Source organism: Polaromonas sp. OV174 (assembly GCF_900112285.1).
Classification (GTDB): Bacteria; Pseudomonadota; Gammaproteobacteria; order Burkholderiales; family Burkholderiaceae_C; genus Polaromonas.
The window spans coordinates 82,016-100,805 of sequence record NZ_FOKZ01000012.1 but is presented as its reverse complement, the minus strand read 5'-3'; the positions used below and the strand labels follow the sequence as shown (position 1 = coordinate 100,805).

The 18,790-nt window shown below is 60.4% G+C and carries 23 protein-coding genes and 3 pseudogenes; 19 read left to right on the top strand and 7 right to left on the bottom strand.

Annotated elements, in window-relative coordinates:
* Positions 1 to 428: 428 nt before the first annotated feature.
* Entirely contained in the window at positions 429 to 641 is a 213-nt protein-coding gene (locus BM160_RS12400) for a poly-beta-hydroxybutyrate polymerase N-terminal domain-containing protein (RefSeq protein ID WP_092005661.1), read from the top strand.
* 268 nt (positions 642 to 909) lie between these two features.
* Here BM160_RS12400 and BM160_RS12395 read toward each other — a convergent pair whose 3' ends face one another.
* Both BM160_RS12395 and BM160_RS12390 read right to left on the bottom strand, forming a co-directional pair.
* Entirely contained in the window at positions 910 to 1,320 is a 411-nt protein-coding gene (locus BM160_RS12395) for a phasin family protein (protein WP_092005659.1), read from the bottom strand.
* A gap of 34 nt (positions 1,321 to 1,354) precedes the next feature.
* Complete coding sequence (locus BM160_RS12390; RefSeq protein ID WP_092005656.1) at positions 1,355 to 1,759, bottom strand: TraR/DksA family transcriptional regulator; 405 nt, start codon at positions 1,757 to 1,759, stop codon at positions 1,355 to 1,357.
* Between the two features lie 137 nt (positions 1,760 to 1,896).
* Between BM160_RS12390 and BM160_RS12385 the strand changes: the two genes are divergently transcribed.
* A complete protein-coding gene (locus BM160_RS12385; RefSeq protein ID WP_092005653.1) occupies positions 1,897 to 4,572 on the top strand; it encodes a bifunctional acetate--CoA ligase family protein/GNAT family N-acetyltransferase in 2,676 nt (891 codons plus the stop codon).
* Between the two features lie 24 nt (positions 4,573 to 4,596).
* On the top strand, positions 4,597 to 5,067 hold the full coding sequence (locus tag BM160_RS12380) for a universal stress protein (protein WP_092005650.1): 471 nt from the start codon (positions 4,597 to 4,599) through the stop codon (positions 5,065 to 5,067).
* A gap of 50 nt (positions 5,068 to 5,117) precedes the next feature.
* Here the strand turns inward: BM160_RS12380 and BM160_RS12375 are convergent, their stop codons facing one another.
* The 3 genes from BM160_RS12375 to BM160_RS22625 all read right to left on the bottom strand — a co-directional run bounded on the left by BM160_RS12375 (position 5,118) and on the right by BM160_RS22625 (position 7,354).
* Positions 5,118 to 6,479, bottom strand: a complete 1,362-nt coding sequence (locus tag BM160_RS12375; RefSeq protein ID WP_092005647.1) for an MBL fold metallo-hydrolase RNA specificity domain-containing protein — start codon at positions 6,477 to 6,479, stop codon at positions 5,118 to 5,120.
* A 459-nt stretch (positions 6,480 to 6,938) separates the two neighbouring features.
* Complete coding sequence (locus BM160_RS22255) at positions 6,939 to 7,130, bottom strand: hypothetical protein (RefSeq protein ID WP_143093245.1); 192 nt, start codon at positions 7,128 to 7,130, stop codon at positions 6,939 to 6,941.
* A 23-nt stretch (positions 7,131 to 7,153) separates the two neighbouring features.
* Positions 7,154 to 7,354 carry a CrcB family protein gene (locus BM160_RS22625; RefSeq protein WP_092005644.1) on the bottom strand — a complete coding sequence of 67 codons (201 nt, stop codon included), beginning with the start codon at positions 7,352 to 7,354 and terminating at the stop codon, positions 7,154 to 7,156.
* On the opposite strand from BM160_RS22625, the pseudogene BM160_RS23155 reads away from it, so the two are divergent.
* The 15 genes and pseudogenes from BM160_RS23155 to BM160_RS22615 form a co-directional block, all read left to right on the top strand.
* Positions 7,323 to 7,528, top strand: a pseudogene (locus tag BM160_RS23155) (hypothetical protein); the annotation flags it as partial. The gene BM160_RS22625 and the pseudogene BM160_RS23155 overlap by 32 nt on opposite strands.
* 162 nt (positions 7,529 to 7,690) lie before the next feature.
* On the top strand, positions 7,691 to 8,134 hold the full coding sequence (locus tag BM160_RS12360) for a hypothetical protein (RefSeq protein ID WP_255368856.1): 444 nt from the start codon (positions 7,691 to 7,693) through the stop codon (positions 8,132 to 8,134).
* 175 nt (positions 8,135 to 8,309) lie between these two features.
* Positions 8,310 to 8,735 (top strand): hypothetical protein, encoded by a 426-nt coding sequence (locus BM160_RS12355; RefSeq protein WP_092005641.1) that lies wholly within the window; start codon positions 8,310 to 8,312, stop codon positions 8,733 to 8,735.
* Between the two features lie 12 nt (positions 8,736 to 8,747).
* Positions 8,748 to 9,008 (top strand): DUF5676 family membrane protein, encoded by a 261-nt coding sequence (locus BM160_RS12350; protein ID WP_092005637.1) that lies wholly within the window; start codon positions 8,748 to 8,750, stop codon positions 9,006 to 9,008.
* Between the two features lie 26 nt (positions 9,009 to 9,034).
* Positions 9,035 to 9,307 carry a DUF2933 domain-containing protein gene (locus tag BM160_RS12345; RefSeq protein WP_092005634.1) on the top strand — a complete coding sequence of 91 codons (273 nt, stop codon included), beginning with the start codon at positions 9,035 to 9,037 and terminating at the stop codon, positions 9,305 to 9,307.
* Positions 9,304 to 9,972, top strand: a complete 669-nt coding sequence (locus BM160_RS12340; RefSeq protein WP_092005631.1) for a methyltransferase family protein — start codon at positions 9,304 to 9,306, stop codon at positions 9,970 to 9,972. The genes BM160_RS12345 and BM160_RS12340 overlap by 4 nt, the downstream gene beginning before the upstream one ends.
* A 49-nt stretch (positions 9,973 to 10,021) precedes the next feature.
* The gene (locus BM160_RS12335) at positions 10,022 to 10,315 is read left to right on the top strand and encodes a heavy-metal-associated domain-containing protein (RefSeq protein WP_092005628.1); all 294 of its coding nucleotides are present in this window, start codon (positions 10,022 to 10,024) and stop codon (positions 10,313 to 10,315) included.
* A gap of 38 nt (positions 10,316 to 10,353) precedes the next feature.
* Positions 10,354 to 10,803 carry a hypothetical protein gene (locus BM160_RS12330; protein ID WP_255368855.1) on the top strand — a complete coding sequence of 150 codons (450 nt, stop codon included), beginning with the start codon at positions 10,354 to 10,356 and terminating at the stop codon, positions 10,801 to 10,803.
* Positions 10,804 to 10,815: 12 nt separating this feature from the next.
* Positions 10,816 to 11,064 (top strand): DUF2933 domain-containing protein, encoded by a 249-nt coding sequence (locus BM160_RS12325; protein WP_092005625.1) that lies wholly within the window; start codon positions 10,816 to 10,818, stop codon positions 11,062 to 11,064.
* A 5-nt stretch (positions 11,065 to 11,069) separates the two neighbouring features.
* The gene (locus BM160_RS12320; RefSeq protein ID WP_092005622.1) at positions 11,070 to 13,394 is read left to right on the top strand and encodes a heavy metal translocating P-type ATPase; all 2,325 of its coding nucleotides are present in this window, start codon (positions 11,070 to 11,072) and stop codon (positions 13,392 to 13,394) included.
* A gap of 94 nt (positions 13,395 to 13,488) precedes the next feature.
* Positions 13,489 to 13,737, top strand: coding sequence for a YncE family protein (locus BM160_RS12315; RefSeq protein ID WP_255368854.1), 249 nt, complete (start codon positions 13,489 to 13,491; stop codon positions 13,735 to 13,737).
* A pseudogene (locus BM160_RS22945) lies at positions 13,725 to 13,844 on the top strand (integrase); the annotation flags it as partial. The gene BM160_RS12315 and the pseudogene BM160_RS22945, both read left to right, overlap by 13 nt.
* Before the next feature lie 660 nt (positions 13,845 to 14,504).
* Complete coding sequence (locus tag BM160_RS12305) at positions 14,505 to 14,777, top strand: hypothetical protein (RefSeq protein ID WP_092005619.1); 273 nt, start codon at positions 14,505 to 14,507, stop codon at positions 14,775 to 14,777.
* Between the two features lie 341 nt (positions 14,778 to 15,118).
* A pseudogene (locus tag BM160_RS22940) lies at positions 15,119 to 15,238 on the top strand (transposase); the annotation flags it as partial.
* Complete coding sequence (locus BM160_RS22615; protein WP_369821783.1) at positions 15,235 to 15,531, top strand: helix-turn-helix domain-containing protein; 297 nt, start codon at positions 15,235 to 15,237, stop codon at positions 15,529 to 15,531. The pseudogene BM160_RS22940 and the gene BM160_RS22615, both read left to right, overlap by 4 nt.
* A 258-nt stretch (positions 15,532 to 15,789) precedes the next feature.
* On the opposite strand, the gene BM160_RS22250 is transcribed toward BM160_RS22615, so the two are convergent.
* A complete protein-coding gene (locus BM160_RS22250; protein WP_143093244.1) occupies positions 15,790 to 16,128 on the bottom strand; it encodes a hypothetical protein in 339 nt (112 codons plus the stop codon).
* Positions 16,129 to 16,378: 250 nt separating this feature from the next.
* Positions 16,379 to 17,497 carry a tyrosine-type recombinase/integrase gene (locus tag BM160_RS12285; RefSeq protein ID WP_092005822.1) on the bottom strand — a complete coding sequence of 373 codons (1,119 nt, stop codon included), beginning with the start codon at positions 17,495 to 17,497 and terminating at the stop codon, positions 16,379 to 16,381.
* A 200-nt stretch (positions 17,498 to 17,697) separates the two neighbouring features.
* On the opposite strand from BM160_RS12285, the gene BM160_RS12280 reads away from it, so the two are divergent.
* Positions 17,698 to 18,726, top strand: a complete 1,029-nt coding sequence (locus tag BM160_RS12280; RefSeq protein WP_092005610.1) for a DNA-binding protein — start codon at positions 17,698 to 17,700, stop codon at positions 18,724 to 18,726.
* Positions 18,727 to 18,790: the final 64 nt, after the last annotated feature.

Below are 18,790 nucleotides of genomic sequence, written 5' to 3'. Positions count from 1 at the left end.
CGGGTCGGCACATCGCCATGAAATTGTTCAATTCAGCGCTGGTGCACACAGCGAGGGGAAAGGACTCGAACATGGCCTGAGATCATTCGAACCAGCCATTCTGTAACATGAAGTTTCATATTTTGAGAAAATCACAAATGAATCCCCTCGTATGGTCCAAATGGACCATACGTTTTCATTGATTTGTTGTAAGCACGCGCCATACGGACACCCGCTGCCTGGCTGCCTGGCTGCCTGGCTGCCTGGTGCTGGGGCCAGGGACTAGCGCATGGGGGCGTCGTGCCTGGGACGACGGGCTGCATGCAGGCTGGCGGCTTTGCTTTGCCACGTGTTGGTCGAATTGGATCAAATATTCACCTGGCCAGGTTCGGCAGGTAGAGCATGCGACATCAAGGTCCGGTTGAGTCCGCCCCGAAAGAGGAACTTTCATGGCGCTTTACAACTCCCGTCCCCAGGGACACGCTCCGGCCCCGATGGGCCTGCCGATCAAGCTATGGCTGGCCAGGATGGCTCATGGGATTTCGCCGGCCTCGGTCGCCCTGGCCTATGCTGACGGGTTCAGCCATCTGCTGACCTCGCCGTCCAAACAGGCCGACTTGACCGCCAGTGCCATGCACAAGTCGCTTCTCTGGCTGCAGTAGGCGACGCAATCCTGGCAAGGCGAATGCGCTTCATGTGTGGAGCCGCCACTGCAGGACAAGCGCTTTTGCGGCGTGAATGGCATGCGCCGCCGTTCAGCGCCACGGCCCAGGCCTTTTTGCTTTACACAGATCAAGGCACTGTTGCTCAAAGGATCGCCCCTGGCTGCACTAGGCCGTTATGTGGACCTGAATTGAAGCCAGCGGCCGCTTAGTGTTGAGTGCTTGCCTGGTTTGTCGAACCGTTCAGCGAATTGTATAAATCCGATTGTCAGGCTTCGAGTGCGGGCTTTAGGCCATACTCGGGTGCTGTTTGGAGCACCTGACTTGTGCAAGCAGCCATGTCGACCTGTGTCTTGATCATTGCGGCGGCTAACTGTTGCCAATACTGCGTTGCGCCTTGCAGATTCGACAGCATCAAATCCGCCTGGATGACCAATAAATCGGAGGGTCCGCTTTGGTTGCGCAGTTTCTGTGCGGCCGCATCATGCTGCAATGCAGCATGATGCGCGGCTTGCTGCTGGATTTTACGAATGGTTTCGGAGCCACGGAATACGGCACATGCACTTTCAGTCGCCAGAATAAACTGTTGGCGACCGAGATCGGCCAGCAGACTCCAGGACGAGAGTCCAGCGCTGCTTGCCTCGATGGACGGGACGGTACGGGAGGTTTGGGTATTCATGGAGGTTCCTTCGGGGTGGTTGGCGGTAACGGGATCAAAAGCGCAATGCTTGTGGCCGCGCTTGCTCGTGAATGGTCTGGCATGCGGTGCAATAGGGTGTGGCCGGAAGCGCCGTGAGTCGTCGTAGATCGATGGCTTCGCCGCAGTCCAGGCAACGGCCAAAGTCCAGAGCGTTGCCGTGGTTAATGTCTTTCAAGCGGCTAAGCGCAGCTAGAACCTGCTCCAGCTCATGGGCTGCATATTCAGCCTTGGCCTCGCTGATCGTGGACAGTGCCTGTTCTGTGGCTACATCCTTGAAGTCCACGACCTCATTCAAGGTGGCATCTTCCTCCTGGCCACCCAGATTTCCGGCGACGCGCAGCATGGCGCGTAATTCTGCCTCGCGTTGGGCAAGCAGTTGACTGAATCGTGGGGCCAAGCTAGGGTTGTAAGTGTCCATGGGGAAGTTCCTTGATGCTGTTTGCCCATTTTCAGACGCACAGGCGTTAGGTCCTTGATCTGGCGCAAGTGCGGACGTTGTCCTTGCATTAAGCTGAAACCATCAAGCGGTGCAGCCCATCTGCGCGAAGGATATTCATGAGCGTACGTAATCTCGAGGCCCTGTTTCAACCCACCTCGGTGGCCGTGATCGGTGCCTCCGACCGTAAGGGCAGCGTCGGGTCGGTTGTGTTGCGCAACCTCAAGCTCGGTGGATTCCAGGGGCCGGTCTGGCCTGTCAACGCGAGGCATGTGAGCGTCGGAGGCGAGCAAGCCTGGCCCGATATCGATTCTCTACCGCAGGCACCAGACCTGGCCGTGATTTGCACGCCAGCGGCCACAGTGCCGGAACTCATCGCCGCCCTGGGCCGCAAGGGCACGCGCGCCGCCATCGTGCTCACGGCAGGGCTGAAACAGCCGGCGGTCAAGGATGGGCCTTCGCTAGAGCAGGAGATGCTGGACGCGGCGCGGCCGCACCTCCTGCGCATCCTGGGGCCTAACTGCATTGGCGCGCTGGTACCCGGCGCAGGCCTTAACGCCAGCTTTGCGCCTGGCAATGCTCAGCCGGGCCGGCTGGCCTTCGTGACCCAGTCGGGCGCGCTGGCAACAGCCATGCTGGATTGGGCTAATAGCCGGGGCATAGGCTTTTCGCACTTTATCTCGCTGGGAGACAGCGCCGACGTGGATTTCGGGGATGTCATCGACTACCTGGCCAGCGATGGCGGGACCCGGGCCATCTTGATGTATGCGGAGTCAATCAAGGCTGCGCGAAAGTTCATGTCTGCAGCGCGTGCGGCTTCTCGCAACAAGCCTGTGATCGTGGTCAAGGCCGGACGCGCACCCGATGGGGCCCGGGCCGCTGCCTCGCACACCGGCGCCCTGGCGGGTTCTGACGCGGTGTTCGACGCTGCCGTCAGGCGGGCCGGCATGCTGCGGGTCGACACACTCGAGGCGCTGTTCGACGCCGCCGAAACCCTGGCCCATGCCCGGCCCTGGCTGGGCGAACGGCTGAGCATTCTCACCAATGGCGGCGGCGCCGGTGTGCTGGCGGCTGATGCGCTGGAACTGGGCGGGGGCAGGCTCGCCCGACTGAGCGAGCAGACAATGGGCGGCCTTGACCAATGCCTGCCGGCCTCGTGGTCACATGGCAACCCAATAGACATCATCGGTGACGCGCCCGTCAGCCGTTACCAGGACGCGCTGCGCGTACTGCTGGCCGCGCCCGATGTTGATGCCGTGTTGTTCATGCATGCGCCGACGGCCATCGTTCCGGCAAGTGACATTGCGCTTGCCTGCCTGCCGATGATGCGGGAGTCAGTCAAGCCGGTATTGACCTGCTGGCTGGGTGGTGCGGCGGTGGCGCTGGCGCGTCAATCCAGCGCGCAGGCAGGCATCGCTTCCTACAGCACGCCTGAACGCGCCACGGCGGCATGGCTGCAGTTGCTCAGTCATGCGCGCAACCAGGAAGCCCTGCAACAAATTCCCCCGGCCACGCTGGAAGACTTCACGCCAGACCGGGCGCAAGCCCTGGCGCTGTTCGAGCAGGCACTGCATGACGGCCGCGAATGGCTGGACGGGGCACAGGCCCAGCAACTACTGCGCGCCTACGGCATCCCCACCATTGAAACCATGAAGGTCAGCGACGTGGAGGAGGCGGTTGCCGCGGCCAGCCAGATCGGCTACCCCGTGGCCCTGAAGATTGTTTCGCCGCAGATCATCCACAAGTCCGACGTCGGCGGTGTTGCGCTCGCCCTGGCGTGCGCCGAAGCTGTCAGGGCTGCGGCCGCACAGATGTCCGAGCAAGTCATGCGCTTGCAGCCACACGCAGTGGTGCTGGGCTTTACTGTGCAGGCCATGGCTCAGCGCCCTGGCGCTCACGAACTGATCGTAGGCATCGCCACCGATGCCGTGTTCGGTCCGGTCCTGCTTTTAGGCGAGGGCGGCACTGCCGTCGAGTTGCGCAAGGATCATGCGGTTGCCCTGCCGCCCCTCAATGCCAGTCTGGCGCGTGACCTGATCGCCCAGAGCCGGCTTGGGCCCTTGCTGGCCGGCTACCGCGGCCGTCCGGCTGCGGACGAGCAGGCGTTACTGGCAACGCTGCTAAAAGTGTCGCAGATGGCCTGCGATCTGCCCTGGCTGGCCGAACTCGACATCAACCCCCTACTGGTCGACGAACGGGGCGTGTTGGCGCTGGATGCACGCATCAAGCTACGGTCGGTGCCTGCGGGGGAGGGCAGCCGGCTTGCTATCCGTCCATATCCGTCGATGCTGGAAGAGCGTGTCCAACTGGCAGGGCACTACCTGCAGTTGCGCCCCATCCGCCCCGAAGATGGTCAGCGCCTGATGGCCTTCTACGCCAAGGCTTCGCCCTCCGACATGCGCTTGCGCTTTTTCATGTCGCGGCGCGAAGTGCCGCATTCCGAGTTGGCACGCTACAGCCAGATCGACTATGACCGGGAGATGACCTTTATCGCGCTAGCAACTGGGGAATCTGGCGAACTGGCCATGGTGGCAGAAGTGCGAGCCATATGCGACCCGGACAATCTGAGGGCTGAATTTGCAATCCAGGTAGCGTCCAGCTGGCAAGGCAAGGGCTTGGGTCGTCTGCTTCTGGACAAGTTGACCTGCTACCTGCGCGAGCGCGGCGCGGCCGAAATTATTGGGCAATGCCTGCCAGATAACCGGGGAATGGCCGCTCTGGCGCGGCTTGCTGGCTTCGAAGTTTCTGCCAACCCTTCGCAAGAGACCGTGTCGCTGCGCTTGTCGCTGCGCTGATATCCATTTACCTCCGGAGGAGCAATGTCTATATACCAGCAGATTCTTGTGCCTATCGACGGCAGCCTCACATCGGACAAGGCGCTCGACGAAGCCATTCGCCTGGCCCGACTGACCGGTGCGCGCTTGCGGCTGATCCATGTGGTAGATGAACTCAGTTATGTCAACGGCTTCGAGTCGGCGATGAACTACATCAACGAAATCATCCCGCTGATGCGTGCCGCGGGCGAAAAGCTGCTGGCAGATGGCCGGCAAAGGGCCATGGACCAAGGCGTGAGCGCAGACAGCGTGCTGATCGAGGGCGGCTCAGGCCGGATCTTCGACCACGTGACCGAGCAGGCCAGGCGCGCCAATGCGGATTTAATCGTTCTGGGCTCCCATGGCCGGCGCGGTATCGGTCGGGTGCTACTGGGCAGCGATGCCGAACAGATCATTCGGCACGCCTCGGTGCCGGTGTTGGTCGTGCGCACGTCAGAGGTGGCCGCTCAGCCCTAGTTACTGACTTACGTGCCGGTTGGTGTGGCCTGCGTTGAACCTTGAGTTGCTCACACGAGATCAAACGTCTCCAGGTAGAAGGGCATGTGGCAGGCCCAGTGCAGTTCGCGCTCAATGCGCTGGCGCATGGCGTCGGCGGCAGCCGGTTCGCCGTGGGTAATGAAGGTCTGCTTGGGTGCGGACTTGAAGCGCCGCAGCCAGTCCAGGATTTCAACGGCGTCCGCATGAGCCGACAGATCGTCGAGTTGGACCACCTCGGCACGCACAGGCACGTCCTCGCCATGAATGCGCACCGTGGACGCACCACTGACAAGGGTGGCGCCGCGCGTCCCGCCGGCCTGAAAGCCGGCGAATAAAAGGGTGTTGCGCTTGTCAGGTGCGAAGGCCTTGAGGTGATGCACCACACGTCCACCCGTGGCCATGCCGCTGGCGGAAATGATGACCATTGGGCCATGCCGCTTGTTGAGTTGGCGTGACTCTTCCGGTGACTGAACGATACGCGCCGTATCTGCCATCGCCTCGCATTGCCCTGGGCTTAGTCGCAGTTCAGCCCGGTGTTTTAGGTAGGACTGTGTGGCGCCGGCGGCCATCGGGCTGTTGAGGTAAATCGGCAGGCTTTGGGGAATCACACCTTGGTCCTTGAGCAACCGGATGCAGTGCAGCAGGGTTTGAGCGCGCCCCACGGCGAATGCCGGGATCACCACCACGCCGCCGCGAGCTGAGGTGCGATTGATTACCTGGCCCAGCTCCAGCAGCGGGTCCGTGTCCGTGTGCTGGCGGTCGCCATAGGTCGACTCCACCACCAGGTAGTCGGCACCGTCCATCTGCGATGGTGCGTGAAGCAAATAGTCGTTCGGTCGCCCGATGTCCCCGGAAAACAGGATGGAGCGCGAGCCGTTGTCCAACTGTACAAAGGAGGCCCCGAGCATATGCCCCGACGGTGTCAGGCTGGCGTTCAGGCCTGGCGCTGGCTGCCAGTGTTTTCCATAGGGGACCGGATGAAGTTGCTTGAGGCAGCGCTCAGCATCCCCGCGTGTGTACAAAGGCTGAGCCGGGGCGTGCTTTGAGAAGCTGTGACGGTTTGCGTACTCGGCTTCTTCCTCCTGCAGATGGCCCGCGTCGGGCAACAGGAGGCGGCACAGGTCTGCCGTGGCAGGAGTGCAAAACACCTTCCCCTTGAAACCCTGGCGCACCAGAAGCGGCAGGTAACCGCTATGGTCAATGTGGGCATGTGTCAGGATCACCGCATCAATGGCGGCCGGGGCCAGGGGCAGCGGTGACCAGTTGCGCAAGCGCAGTTGCTTGTAGCCTTGGAACAAGCCGCAATCGACCAACACGGTGGATTCACCATACCGAATCAGGTATTTAGATCCGGTGACCGTGTCAGTTGCGCCTAGGAATTGAATCTTCATGAATTAGTTTATGCACAAGTGGGGGATTAATGTTTGATTTAGCTCATATTGGCAAATGTATATTTATTGCTGCAATGCGCAGAGTTGCGTATTCCGGTCTAGTTGATCATCTGTGCCGGTAATCGTTGATCAGTAAATCCAAAAAATTCTGGTCTTGACCATTTGAAATGGTGACATACACCGATCAAGCACGAAAAAGCGAATTGGTACTATCGGCCAACTCTGGTCATCCGAGAATTTGCGTCAATGGGCAGGTCAAGACTGGATGCTGACCTACACCAATTCGAAATCCTCGCTCTATACCCGACATTGACTTCTACCCACTGACCGTCAGCAATAAGGCGGAGATTTCGAACACTCCGCCACCCGCATACGACCCGTTGCTGCCGTTCGAACAGCCCTTCCGGGACGACCGCGACGCAGCGTTTGCGGTCAGGCGCAATAGGGGATTCACCAAGGTCATCCGTTGGCGTCTTCAGTAATTTCACCAGCGCCACCGTCTAATGCCTTGAGCCATGTGGAAAAATGAGAATCCAATTCGGCCAGTGCGGCGGGCGCAAACGCTCTCAACAGCTCTCGCTCTTTCTCGACGTGCACTTCGACGGCGCAATTGATGAGCGCCAGCCCCTGGGGGCTCAGTTGCACCAGCATGCTGCGAGCGTCCTGCTCGTTGGCTAGCCTCCGACCAAGTTGGCGACGAGCGTACCCGGCGGGAGAAATGGGAACAAGGTATTAAGCTTGGTGTCCATCTGCCAGCGGAGCAATGCCCCAAGGGCTGCGCCGAAGCTGATAAAGACAATCGATGAAAGCAAAGATCGATCCTTCGCATTTTCTTGCAAATGCGTGAGGCCCAAGGCGATCACGGTGGCGATCATTCTGGCCGGTCTGTTTCCCATCATGGGGGGCGCGGGGAAGTCATGCAGCGCATCGCCGCGCCCATGGTGGGCGGAATGATCATGGCGCCGCTGCTGTCGATGTTCGTGATACCGGCAGCGTACCTGCTGATGCGCCGGTCGCGAGGTACTCAGCGCATATCAGACCGCTTCTAGAGGCGACACTGTGCAGTGGTTTAATCCTGGTTTGGACTTGTTCGGGCTGATGGATTGGGCCTTTGCTTGTCCAGCTTGTAAGCTGACGCCCCGTTTATTGACGTGGATCAATTATTTGTTGTCATATGCGCGTACGATGAAATTTCTCAGACTTCAATCAATATGAAGCTTTTTTCCAACACCCGCGCCAAGCGCAGCACCGCATTCATGGTGTTGCTGGTGTGGCTGTTTGCCCTGGCTTCAGGGGTTGCGAATGCGTGCCTGCTGGAAGCGCGTCAAACGCATTCCCACATCGCCACAGCTGTATTTTCCGAAGCTGCTGCGCATGCGTCCGTGATTGTGCCAGGTCACGCCGGGGCCGTTGCCGATGGCGTTGATGAGTCGCACTTCAAGGCGCCGTGCCTCAAGGTTTGCGACGATGGCACGCGCTCTTTGCCCAAGCAGGACTCGACGGTCGCCCAGATCGATCCCGGTCCGGCGCCGCTTGTTCTGGTTCTCTGGAACACCGTGGCGCCTGTAGTTCCGACGCTTCGCCACATGGATGTCAAGCAGCCGGCCACGCCCAAGCTGCCCATACGCGTCCGCTTCTCGCGACTGGCCATATAGCCGCCGCCCGACGCTGAGGAACTGAGCTTCGCGCTCTGCGGCCTGCGTCCGCACCCCATCCAATTTGCTTTTTCCCCCAGGCGCGCGAAGCAGATCTGGACATCCCGCCCGCGTCGATGCTTTCCTGCAGCACACGCCGCATTTCACTTTTTTGCCACCCAACCAGGAGTCTGTCATGACCCAATTTCGATTCATTCCCCTTGCCCTTGCCCTGACTGCCGCAGTTGCATTGACCGCCTGCAACACTGCTCCGACGATGATGCCCATGGGCACAGCGTCTGCCAGCACCATGCCTGCACCCGAGCAGATGGCCAAAATGGATGCACAGATGAAAGCAATGCAGGCCATGCACGACAAGATGATGAGCGCCAAGACCCCGGAAGAGCGCAGCAGGCTGATGGCCGAGCACATGAAAACCATGCAGGACGGCATGGCCATGATGGAGGGCATGGCCGGCGCTGGCATGGGCAGCATGAAAGGCATGCCGGGCATGGGTGGCGACATGGGCCCGCGCCAGCAGATGATGGAAAAGCGCATGGAAATGATGCAGACCATGATGAAAATGATGATGGACCGGATGCCGGCGGCGCCGGCCAAATAAAGGAGCCATGCCATGACACCGCTTCGTACTGGCCTCGCGCTGGCCATCACCGTCGGGCTGTTTTATGCCCTATGTACGCTGGCTTGGACGCTCGCACCCGGCCCCTTTCTCGGCTTCATGAACAGCCTTTTTCATGGCATGGACTTTAGTCCCATGGTGCAACAGCAGCCATTTCTATGGGCCGGGTTCCTGACGGCACTGTTGGTGCTCAGCATATGGGCTTTTCTTGCCGGAGTATTTTTCGCCTGGTTGCTCAATCGCCTGATGCCTTGATCAACGCTGGATTTCGGGAGAAGCAAATGAACCACGACCCTTCCCGGAATGGCTCGGAACCCAAGGGCTTCTGGCGCTCGCGCTACGCTATCGGCCTGCTCGTTCTGGGTACCATCGCTGCATTTTTCCTGCTGAGCGAGCACCGCGCCCACTTCTTCGGTGTGCTGCCCTACCTGCTGATTCTGGCCTGTCCGCTGATGCATGTGTTCATGCATCACGGTCATCGTGGTCATGGCTCTGGTGAAAAACCAGACCGACCGGGCAAGCCAGGCCAAGCTTCGCCAGGAGATCCGACATGAGCCACGATCAACCGGCCTACGGGCTATGGCTGCTGGTTGTCCTCAACTCGGCCGTTTTCATCATGTTTGCCTACAGTTTTTTCAAGCCGGCGACGGCGCGGGACTGGCGAACCTTTGGCGCCTTTGCTGCTTTTGTCGTGGCCTTGTTTGTCGAGATGTATGGCTTCCCATTGACCATCTACCTGCTGTCAGGATGGCTGCAGACCAGGTATCCTGGGCTCGATCTTCTCTCCCACGATAACGGTCACCTGTGGTCGACCTTGCTGGGCGAGAAAGGCAACCCGCACTTGGGTGTCCTGCATATCGCCAGCTACCTCTTCCTGGCCTGTGGGTTCATCCTGCTGTCCAGCGCCTGGAATGTGCTGTACCACGCACAGCGCCAGCATGGGCTGGCGACCACCGGGCCTTATGCCGTGATTCGCCATCCACAGTACGTGGGTTTTGTCCTGATCCTGCTGGGCTTCTTGTTGCAGTGGCCGACGCTGCTGACCCTGGTCATGTTCCCCGTCTTGCTTGTGATGTACGGTCGCCTTGCGCTGACTGAAGAGGCCGAGATGCGCGCGCAATTTGGCGAGGTCTTCGAGCGCTACGCCCGGCGCACGCCCCGGTTTATCCCTCGCATGGGCAAGGCCCAGCCGACGGCTGACTCGATGTCAAAAAAATGACCTGAATTTTTTCAGGCGGTATGCGTTTAATTTTTTAAGGAGTGGAAACATGAACGTCGTTGATCTGCAAGTCGAGGGCATGAACTGCGGCTCATGCGTCAAGCACGTCACGCAGGCGCTGCAGCCGCTGCCAGGTGTCAGCAGCGTGGATGTCGATCTCCAGTCTGGCCGTGTCCGGGTAAGTGGTGAGCTGGCGCAAGACGGCGCTTTTCTGGTGACAGCCTTGACTGCTGCGGGCTACCCCGCGACGCTGGCCGCAGATGCTTCAACTTCGTCCGCAACCCCACAGCCTGAAGCCTCGGGCTGCCACAGCGGCGGCACGGGGAGCTGCGGTTGCCGCTGACTGCCATGTGATCTGATCTTTTACTCAAGGAGAGCGCCATGGTTTATGAAAAAGGTTGCGTGATGGGCCGGCGCTGCTTGCTGGCGGCTTCCATGGTTGCGGCGGGGCTCGTGCTGACCACCGCGCCTTTAATCGCATTGGCCCAGGCAAGCCCTGAATCAATCGCCACGCAGTCGTCGAGCGAGCAGGGCGTGACCGTCAAGGTGACGGCGAAGTCGATTGGACTACTGGGCAGTCTGTGGGAGTTCACTGTCGTGCTGGACACCCACAGTGCCGACCTGAGCGATGACCTGGTTCAAAGCGCCATATTGACGACCGACGACGGGCGCATATTCAAGCCCACGGGCTGGCTCGGCGCGCCACCGGGCGGCCACCACCGTGAAGGCGTGCTGGCATTTGATGTGCCGGCGCCGCGGCCAGGCGCGATCGAACTCCGGATCGACCGGCCGGGCGAACCCGCCCCCCGGCTATTTCGCTGGCAACTCTGAAGGAGCGGTGCCATGAATCAGCTTGAGACCGGCGCCCCTGCGCCATCGTTTTGGCGCCGGCCGGCCGGCATGGCGCTGGCAACGGCCGCCTTGATCGCCGGTTTTTACCTGCTGCGCGAGCATTGGGGGCATGTTTTGAGCTACTGGCCTTACCTGCTGCTGCTCGCCTGCCCACTGATGCACCTGATGCATGGGCATGGCCAGGGGGGCCACGGCAGGCACCTACAGGCGCCGGGACGCACCCACAACGACAAGGAATAACCACCATGGACATGAAAACACATCAGCACCTCAGCAGCACCCCGCCAGCCAGGCCATCCTCGCCAACGGATCTCAAGGATCCGGTGTGCGGCATGACTGTCACGGAGCAGTCGCCTCACAAGCTGACGCACGAAGGCCGGCCCTACTATTTCTGCAGCGCCAAGTGCCAGGGCAAGTTCGCGGCCAACCCGCTGCAATACCTCGCACCAGCACCCACTCCAGCGGCGGCTGGCACCATCTACACCTGCCCCATGCATCCGGAGATTCGCCAGGACCATCCGGGCAACTGTCCCAAGTGCGGCATGACGCTGGAGCCCTTGCTGCCGGAACTGGGTGACGATGAGAATCCCGAACTGCGCGACTTTCAGCGCCGCTTCTGGTGGACTTTTCCCCTGACAGGCATGGTCTTTGTTCTCGCCATGTTCGGCCACCGTTTTCAGTGGATGGACATGACGGTGCAGAGTTGGGTTGAACTGGTGCTGTCGATTCCCATCGTCCTATGGGCCGGCTGGCCGTTTTTCTCGCGCGGCTGGCAGTCCGTGGTGAGCCTCAGCCCCAACATGTGGACCTTGATTGGGCTGGGGACCGGCGCCGCCTTTGTCTACAGCGTGGTGGCGACGGCCCTCCCGCAGGTGTTTCCGGACTCGTTCATCTCCATGGGCCGCGTCGCCGTGTACTTTGAAGCAGCCGCCGTGATCATCTCGCTCACGCTGCTGGGCCAGGTGCTCGAACTCAAGGCCCGGTCGCAGACCTCGGCGGCGATCAAGTCGCTGCTGGGACTGGCGCCCAAAACCGCCCGGCGCATCCGGGAAGATGGCACCGAAGAGGACGTGCCGCTGACCCATGTGCATGTGGGTGATTTACTGCGGGTGCGCCCTGGCGAGAAGGTGCCGGTCGATGGCATGGTGACCGAAGGCGGCAGTTCGGTGGATGAATCCATGCTCACGGGCGAGCCGATGCCGGTCGCCAAACGCGTGGGCGACAAGGTGATAGGCGCCACACTCAACACCAGCGGCGCACTGGTGATGCGGTCGGAACACGTAGGCGCAGCCACCATGCTGGCGCAAATCGTGCAGATGGTGGCCCAGGCACAGCGCTCGCGTGCGCCCATGCAGCGCATGGCCGATGTGGTGGCGGGCTACTTTGTTGTCACGGTGGTGGGCATTGCCTTGCTCACGTTCTTCGGCTGGGGCCTGTTCGGTCCCGAGCCGCGCTGGGTGTTCGGCATGATCAACGCCGTGTCGGTACTGATCATTGCCTGCCCGTGCGCCCTGGGCCTGGCCACGCCGATGTCCATCATGGTCGCCACCGGCCGCGGCGCGACGCAGGGCGTGCTGTTCCGAGACGCGGCGGCCATCGAGAACATGCGCAAGATCGACACCCTCATCATCGACAAGACCGGCACCCTGACCGAGGGCCGACCGACGTTTGACCGCGCCATCCCCGCGCCGGGCATTGAGGCCGACGAGGTGTTGCGCCTGGCCGCCAGCCTGGACCAGGGCAGCGAACACCCGCTGGCCGAAACCATCGTACGTGCCGCCCGCGAGCGCGGCATGCTGCTCGACAAGCCCGAGAACTTCGAGTCCGCCTCGGGCATTGGCGTGCGCGGCCAGATCGCAGGTCGTCAGCTGGCGTTGGGCAATACCACGTTGATGGAGCAGACTGGCGTCTCGGTCGCTGCCCTGGTGCCGCAGGCCGAGGCCTTGCGCGCGGAAGGCGCCAGCGTGATGCATCTGGCGGTTGACGGGCAACTGATGGGCCTGCTGGCCGTGTCCGATCCGGTCAAGGCCAGCACGCCTGAAGCCTTGGCGACGCTCAAGGCATTTGGGCTGCGCATCGTGATGGCCACCGGCGACGGACTAACCACGGCAAAGGCCGTCGCCGCTCGCCTGGGCATTGACGAGGTGCACGGCGAGGTCAAGCCGGCCGACAAGCTGCTGCTGGTGGAAAAACTGCAAAAGGAAGGCCGCGTCGTGGCCATGGCGGGCGACGGCATCAACGACGCGCCGGCGCTGGCCAGGGCTGATGTCGGCGTGGCCATGGGTACCGGGACCGACGTGGCGATGAACAGCGCCCAGATTACGCTGGTCAAGGGCGATTTGCGCGGGATCGCGATTGCGCGTGCGCTGTCTGAAGCGACCGTGGGCAACATGAAGCAAAACCTGATGTTTGCTTTTTTGTACAACGCGCTGGGTATCCCGATTGCGGCCGGCGTGCTGTACCCGCTGACCGGCTGGCTACTGTCGCCCTTGATTGCTGCGCTGGCTATGAGCTTGAGTTCGGTGTCGGTGATTGGGAATGCCTTGCGCCTGCGACGCCGCCGGGTGTGAGTGAGCGGTTTTGGCTGTATCACCACGAACGGCTGCCATTGCCACTGCAGGCCGTGTCTTGATAGAGGTCTTTTACTCCAACAATGAGTGATTGATGGTTGCAAGTAATAACAAGTGGCTTTTAACGGCCGTACCACTCGGCCTGCTGGCCTGGTCAGGTGCCACCTTGGCCGTCGACAAGGTGTATGTGGCCAATGAGGGCGCTGGCACGGTCAGCGTGCTCGATGCCGCTTCGTTCAAGACGCTGGCGAGCGTGCGCGTCGGCAAGATGCCGCACAATGTACAGGTATCGCCCGACGGCAAGCTCGGCCTGGCTGGAAGCCCTTCTGCACCAAGAATCTGAGAGCTGTGCAACTACTTCTTGGCCACACTAAGTTGGAAAGCACGGTGCGCTACCTGGGCATCGAGATAGACGATGCCTTGGAGATGGCTGAGCAAACGGAAATTTGACCAGTGTTAACTGCTTGGCAAAACACGATTGTTTGCTGAGCATCCAGGAAGCCGACGCTGGCCAGTACCGGCTTCCGCTGCATAACGGAAGTCAGTTTCAGGCTGTCAAGAGTCTTCGCAGTGCTCAAAGCCGCCTTTCGGATCACCCAAAACGGACTCTTCTACCTACGGGCATGCGAGACTTTTCCCACTAACGACTTTGAGATGAGATGCTGGTGTGCCTGGTTAGTATGACAACCAAGTCAATTGGCACCATGTTGACGCTGAAACAGTTTTTGGCAGCTGAACGAACGCCCAAGGAAAACTCTAGACTACGAAACGCCCGCTGAACGATTCAGCCAACTTGTTGCGTCGACCGATTGAATCCAAGGTCTGAAGCAGACGGTCGGCTGGTGTAGCACTAACGGAAGCTCCGGGCCGGAATCCGGGCAGAGGTTCAAGAAGGTCGCCATCGCAGTTGACCGAGGGTGCAACGCGATTTCCTGCTACGGGATGCCGAGGGGCTTGAGGCAGCGACTGAAGCGCCTGCAGACAGCAAAAGTGGCCGCAGTGCGCCCAGAAAAAAAAGTGGCAGACCCCGCAAAAGGCAATCGGTCAAAATAGGCCATGCCAAGCGTTAAGGCGCTGTAAGTTCAACCGGTTGAATGTCTTGAGGTCGCCATGAGTGCCCGAACCAATAAGCGTCGGATTTATCACCTCCTGTATAGCCGTTTCCACGGTAAATTCTTGTGGCGATCCGCCGAGGAGCAGGCGTGGCTTGATGTGATCCCTGTGGGTCGGGAGTTTGGTAGCCCGGACTATGAGCGTCTGCAAATTTTGGACGTTTACGCCTGTGGCCAGATGACCAGTGACGATGCCATGCAGAAGCTTGGCATCGATAGCTTGGAGGACTTGCACCAACAGATGCTGGCGACAGGCTTAAAAATCCCTTAACCCCGTTTATGTAATTGAACTGCCAGAAAGCGGACACTCTCCACCGGCAGAAAACGCTGCGTTGTTGACGATCAAATGGGCTCGGCGACCGACTACAAAAGACAGGTTGCCGACCGTCAGGTGTTCAAATTTCATGCCTGAAACCGGTCATTAATGACCGCAGTTGATAGTCAGCAATTTGGCGACGTTTAAATTGAACAAAGCACCCGCGCCGGCCTGAAACGATCTTTCGAATTAACGGATCAAAGTCGTTCGATACACTTCCAGCACACCAGCATCAGTGGACTTCACCCGGTTCAATAGACACTTGTTAAGGTCGAAATTGAACGGGATAGTGAGAAATGAAGAGAGTGAGATACCCCGCTGAATTCAAGGCGGAAGTAATCAAACAGGTGACCGAGCGTGGTCACGGGGTGGTGGATGTGGCCAAGCGGCTGGGCATGTCGGACAAAAGCCTATACTTTGGGCGCGACTTGCCAAGGAGCACAGGTCTGTACGAGGCATCCTGGCTCAGACGGGTGGGATTCGTCCGCCCGAACGGCATCGCTCGAGGCTGGCGCTGACGCTTGCTGTGCGAGAGGAAATCTCTCGCGCTCTGGTGATCGGTCACTCGACCCGTGCGATTGCGGCGCGAATCGGACGAGCTCCCTCCACGGTTGGCCGCGAGATCGAGCGCAATGGCGGACGAGCTGGCTATCGGGCGAACCAGGCCGACATCAGCGCTTGGGATCGGGCACATCGTCCCAAGCGCTGAAACCGCGCCTTGGCGCGCGTCGTGACCGACAAGCTGTGCATGCTGTGGTCGCCGGAGCAAATCGCTGGGTGACTCAAGCATACTTATCCATGCGACGAGACCCTTCACGTGTCATACTTCACACGCCCGCTGAGATGTTCAGTGAATCTGTTACATTGACCGGTTGAATCCGCCGCATTAAGGAGAAGTTAATTCTTCTCCGAAGCCGACATTCGGTGCTCAACATCAACTAAGTGATCAATTCCTACCGGATGGTGGTCAATCCGGTGGCCAGCCAAGCTGTCTAGCCACGCTCGAAACAAGCCAGTCAATCTCCAGATGGGAGAGTCCTGTCTCAAGTGAGAGCACACCATCATGTATTCGTCGAAGAATCTGTGATGGCGGCCTCGTTGGATTTTCTTGGTGTTTGCGTTGACCGTACGGCACAAGCTGCTGTATCAAGTCAAGACAGATGGCGTAACGCTCCTGCAGCTCTTCTTCCGTGAGGCCAACGACGAACCTGCCGTCGATTTCACGCGCAACAAACTTCGGTTGAGCGCCACCGACACCACTCGAATATGGATTGCGAGGATAGTCGGGTGGGATTTCGTGCTTCATGTCGCCTGCTCGTTGCACATGTTTTTCTATGATAGGCGATACCACCATGCTCGTTCAGGTAACTCGACACCGGTTGACACGCCACGGCTGCAGAATTGCTTGCGCACTATTCGGTAACGCGTGTTGATGAGAGGCTTGGCCGACCATCATAGTCAAATTCGATCATCTTAAAATCGAAAGTTCCGCGCAGAACAACGAAGACCAAATCAAGTCCCAGATATTAGCAGTGTGTATCGCACCCATCGCGGCCTCAAGTGGGCTGACCCGTCGTCGCCGCGTGCCGTCGATCGTCCTCGGCGTGCAGGTAGATGGCGGTCGTCTCCAACGACGCATGCCGCAGGTTTTTTTGGATGAAACGCAGATCCGTTCCCGCATCAGCTTGGTGTGTGGCCGCCGTATGTCGTAGCCAATGCGTGGAGGCACGGCGCAACGTGGCGGCGCCCGCTGGATCGTCGGCCTGCCGCGCATCGGCTGCGGGGACGAAGATGCCCTTGACAATCAAGTAGACCGCCGTCGATGTGAGGCAGCGCCCGTTGCCACCGGCTATTGCCATGATCAACGGCGTGCGCTCGTCGGGTCGAGGCAGCGCCGCCAGACCATGGAAGGCGCGATAGCGCGCGAGGTCGGCCATCCAGGCATCACTGACCGGTACATCCCCTGGCACGCCCCCCTTGCCAATGACCTGGAGCCACCATTTGCCGCGCCGCTGCGCCAGATCGCAGGCGCGCGCCTGCGCCGCCTCGGCCGCGCGCAACCCCGCGCCGTGCAGTAGCCGAAGAGCCCAGCGCGCACGCTCGCGATGCTGTTTCTCACGCACAGTGTCACGTGGCATGCCTTCGACGAAGTCGAGCACAAATTGCCACAACGCCTGGTCGAGATAGCGCTCGACGGCGGCCCGTCGCAAATGGCCAACGGTGTGACCTATACGGCTGCGCCGCAGGGCCAACGGATTACCTGCCAAATAGCCCGCTGCGACCAGGTAGTTGAACAGTCCCGACAGGATTCCCAAGGCGTGGCGCACGCTGCGTGCCGACAGTGGTCCGTCGAACAGCCGCCGGCCGCCGCCACGCCGGGGCAACCTCGGATCGATCCAGTCCTCGCTGGGTTGGGCCAGGAAGGCCTCGTAGGCTAGCAGGTCCTCGCGCGTCAGGCTCGACAGAGGCTTACCTTGGCCACGGGTGGCCCAGACGAGCAGCCGTTCGACTTCCTTGCGATAACTGCGCAGCGTGTGCGGCGAATTGGCGTATTCCGCGAGCCAGGCACGCACGGCTTCAAGATCCGTATCCGCCGAAAGCTGGCATGCGCCGCCCCGGGCCCGGTTGCTGCCCTGACGGCCGTCGAGCGTGCCGACAGCCCTCGGATCCGCCATGCCGGTGGTCGCTACGGCTTCGATTAGGTCACAGGAGGCTGGCATCGGATCAGGCATGTTTTGAGAGGCGGTTGCGCAAGGGTACAGGTATTTTTCTTTTGATAAGAAGCATTATCGTAAATTTATGGATTTAAAGATTACATATATAACGTAATACATGGATATACACTTCATTAAATATTGAATTTAAAGGGGAGTTGATGACTCGGACCAGCGATACCCGTTTGCGCACGCGCGAGGCCGCTTCAAAAATCGTCGCAAGCGGACGGCCCGCGCACGCGATCACGGTCGATCTGATCTATGCGGAAATCCGCCAGGGGAGCCGCACCACGATCAATGACGAGCTCAAGCGCTGGAAAGACGAGCAGGCCAAGGTGGAAGCGCTCAGCGCCGCGCTGCCGCCGGCGGTGGCCAACGCCATGCTGGCGACTTGGGCGATAGCCGTGGAGCACGGCGAACGGGCCCTGGACGGCCGTCGCGCTGAGGTCGAAGACGAGTTGGCGCAGGCCGTGAGCCGGGCTGAAGCTGTAGAGGCAACCCAGGCCAGCCTACAGGCAGAGCTGGCAGCACTCAGAGCCCGACTCGACGAGACGCGCAGGGAAGTTCTGGTTGCACGCGAAGAAGCCCGTGGCGAACGGGGGGCTAAAGCGTCGGCCCTAGAGAAGCTGGATGCTCTGGCACTGCGCCAGGCGTCCGACGCAGATGAGGCCGTACGCCGGCTGGATGGGCTTCGCGACTCATACGAGCAGCGGTTGCAGCAGCAGCGTGAGGCGCATGCAGCCGCGGAGGCGTCGTTTCGCGAGGAATTGGCGCGCGCGACGGAACGGCTTGAAGGGGTGCAAAGGCATGTAATGCTGAAGGTCAGCGAAGCGCGTGAGGCGCAAAAGCGCACGGAGGATCAACTAGCCAAGGCCGTGCAACGCGGTGAGCGCTTGGGTATCGAGCTTGAAGCGTTACGCGTCCAGGCAGCAACACTGGCCATGCAGCTGCAGCGTGCAACACAGGATCACCATGCCGCAGCCACACAGGCGAACCAGGCGCAGGCCGAGCGCGATGAGCTTAAGGTGCAGCTGGCCAATACGGCGGGTCGGCTCGAAGGCACGCAACAGCAGGCGCGTGAGTGGGAGTCGCGAGCTGCGGCGTTGGTCAGCGTTCCAGGTCGGACCGGAAAGGCCCGCCGAGCATCGGGAGATGCGGCCAAGCCGCCGAAGGAGCAGTCCTTGCCGTAGTTTTGGGGTCGTTTACCGCGATCCGCGTTACCACTGGAAAAAATCCATATGAATCAAATGCTTG

Excerpts from the sequence above, each read along its gene's own strand:
- BM160_RS12400 (WP_092005661.1), top strand. The coding sequence starts at position 429 with ATGGCGCTTTACAACTCCCGTCCCCAGGGACACGCTCCGGCCCCGATG.
- BM160_RS12395 (WP_092005659.1), bottom strand. The coding sequence starts at position 1,320 with ATGAATACCCAAACCTCCCGTACCGTCCCGTCCATCGAGGCAAGCAGC.
- BM160_RS12390 (WP_092005656.1), bottom strand. The coding sequence starts at position 1,759 with ATGGACACTTACAACCCTAGCTTGGCCCCACGATTCAGTCAACTGCTT.
- BM160_RS12385 (WP_092005653.1), top strand. The coding sequence starts at position 1,897 with ATGAGCGTACGTAATCTCGAGGCCCTGTTTCAACCCACCTCGGTGGCC.
- BM160_RS12380 (WP_092005650.1), top strand. The coding sequence starts at position 4,597 with ATGTCTATATACCAGCAGATTCTTGTGCCTATCGACGGCAGCCTCACA.
- BM160_RS12375 (WP_092005647.1), bottom strand. The coding sequence starts at position 6,479 with ATGAAGATTCAATTCCTAGGCGCAACTGACACGGTCACCGGATCTAAA.
- BM160_RS22255 (WP_143093245.1), bottom strand. The coding sequence starts at position 7,130 with ATGCTGGTGCAACTGAGCCCCCAGGGGCTGGCGCTCATCAATTGCGCC.
- BM160_RS22625 (WP_092005644.1), bottom strand. The coding sequence starts at position 7,354 with ATGATCGCCACCGTGATCGCCTTGGGCCTCACGCATTTGCAAGAAAAT.
- BM160_RS12360 (WP_255368856.1), top strand. The coding sequence starts at position 7,691 with ATGAAGCTTTTTTCCAACACCCGCGCCAAGCGCAGCACCGCATTCATG.
- BM160_RS12355 (WP_092005641.1), top strand. The coding sequence starts at position 8,310 with ATGACCCAATTTCGATTCATTCCCCTTGCCCTTGCCCTGACTGCCGCA.
- BM160_RS12350 (WP_092005637.1), top strand. The coding sequence starts at position 8,748 with ATGACACCGCTTCGTACTGGCCTCGCGCTGGCCATCACCGTCGGGCTG.
- BM160_RS12345 (WP_092005634.1), top strand. The coding sequence starts at position 9,035 with ATGAACCACGACCCTTCCCGGAATGGCTCGGAACCCAAGGGCTTCTGG.
- BM160_RS12340 (WP_092005631.1), top strand. The coding sequence starts at position 9,304 with ATGAGCCACGATCAACCGGCCTACGGGCTATGGCTGCTGGTTGTCCTC.
- BM160_RS12335 (WP_092005628.1), top strand. The coding sequence starts at position 10,022 with ATGAACGTCGTTGATCTGCAAGTCGAGGGCATGAACTGCGGCTCATGC.
- BM160_RS12330 (WP_255368855.1), top strand. The coding sequence starts at position 10,354 with ATGGTTTATGAAAAAGGTTGCGTGATGGGCCGGCGCTGCTTGCTGGCG.
- BM160_RS12325 (WP_092005625.1), top strand. The coding sequence starts at position 10,816 with ATGAATCAGCTTGAGACCGGCGCCCCTGCGCCATCGTTTTGGCGCCGG.
- BM160_RS12320 (WP_092005622.1), top strand. The coding sequence starts at position 11,070 with ATGGACATGAAAACACATCAGCACCTCAGCAGCACCCCGCCAGCCAGG.
- BM160_RS12315 (WP_255368854.1), top strand. The coding sequence starts at position 13,489 with ATGGTTGCAAGTAATAACAAGTGGCTTTTAACGGCCGTACCACTCGGC.
- BM160_RS12305 (WP_092005619.1), top strand. The coding sequence starts at position 14,505 with ATGAGTGCCCGAACCAATAAGCGTCGGATTTATCACCTCCTGTATAGC.
- BM160_RS22250 (WP_143093244.1), bottom strand. The coding sequence starts at position 16,128 with ATGAAGCACGAAATCCCACCCGACTATCCTCGCAATCCATATTCGAGT.
- BM160_RS12285 (WP_092005822.1), bottom strand. The coding sequence starts at position 17,497 with ATGGCGGATCCGAGGGCTGTCGGCACGCTCGACGGCCGTCAGGGCAGC.
- BM160_RS12280 (WP_092005610.1), top strand. The coding sequence starts at position 17,698 with ATGACTCGGACCAGCGATACCCGTTTGCGCACGCGCGAGGCCGCTTCA.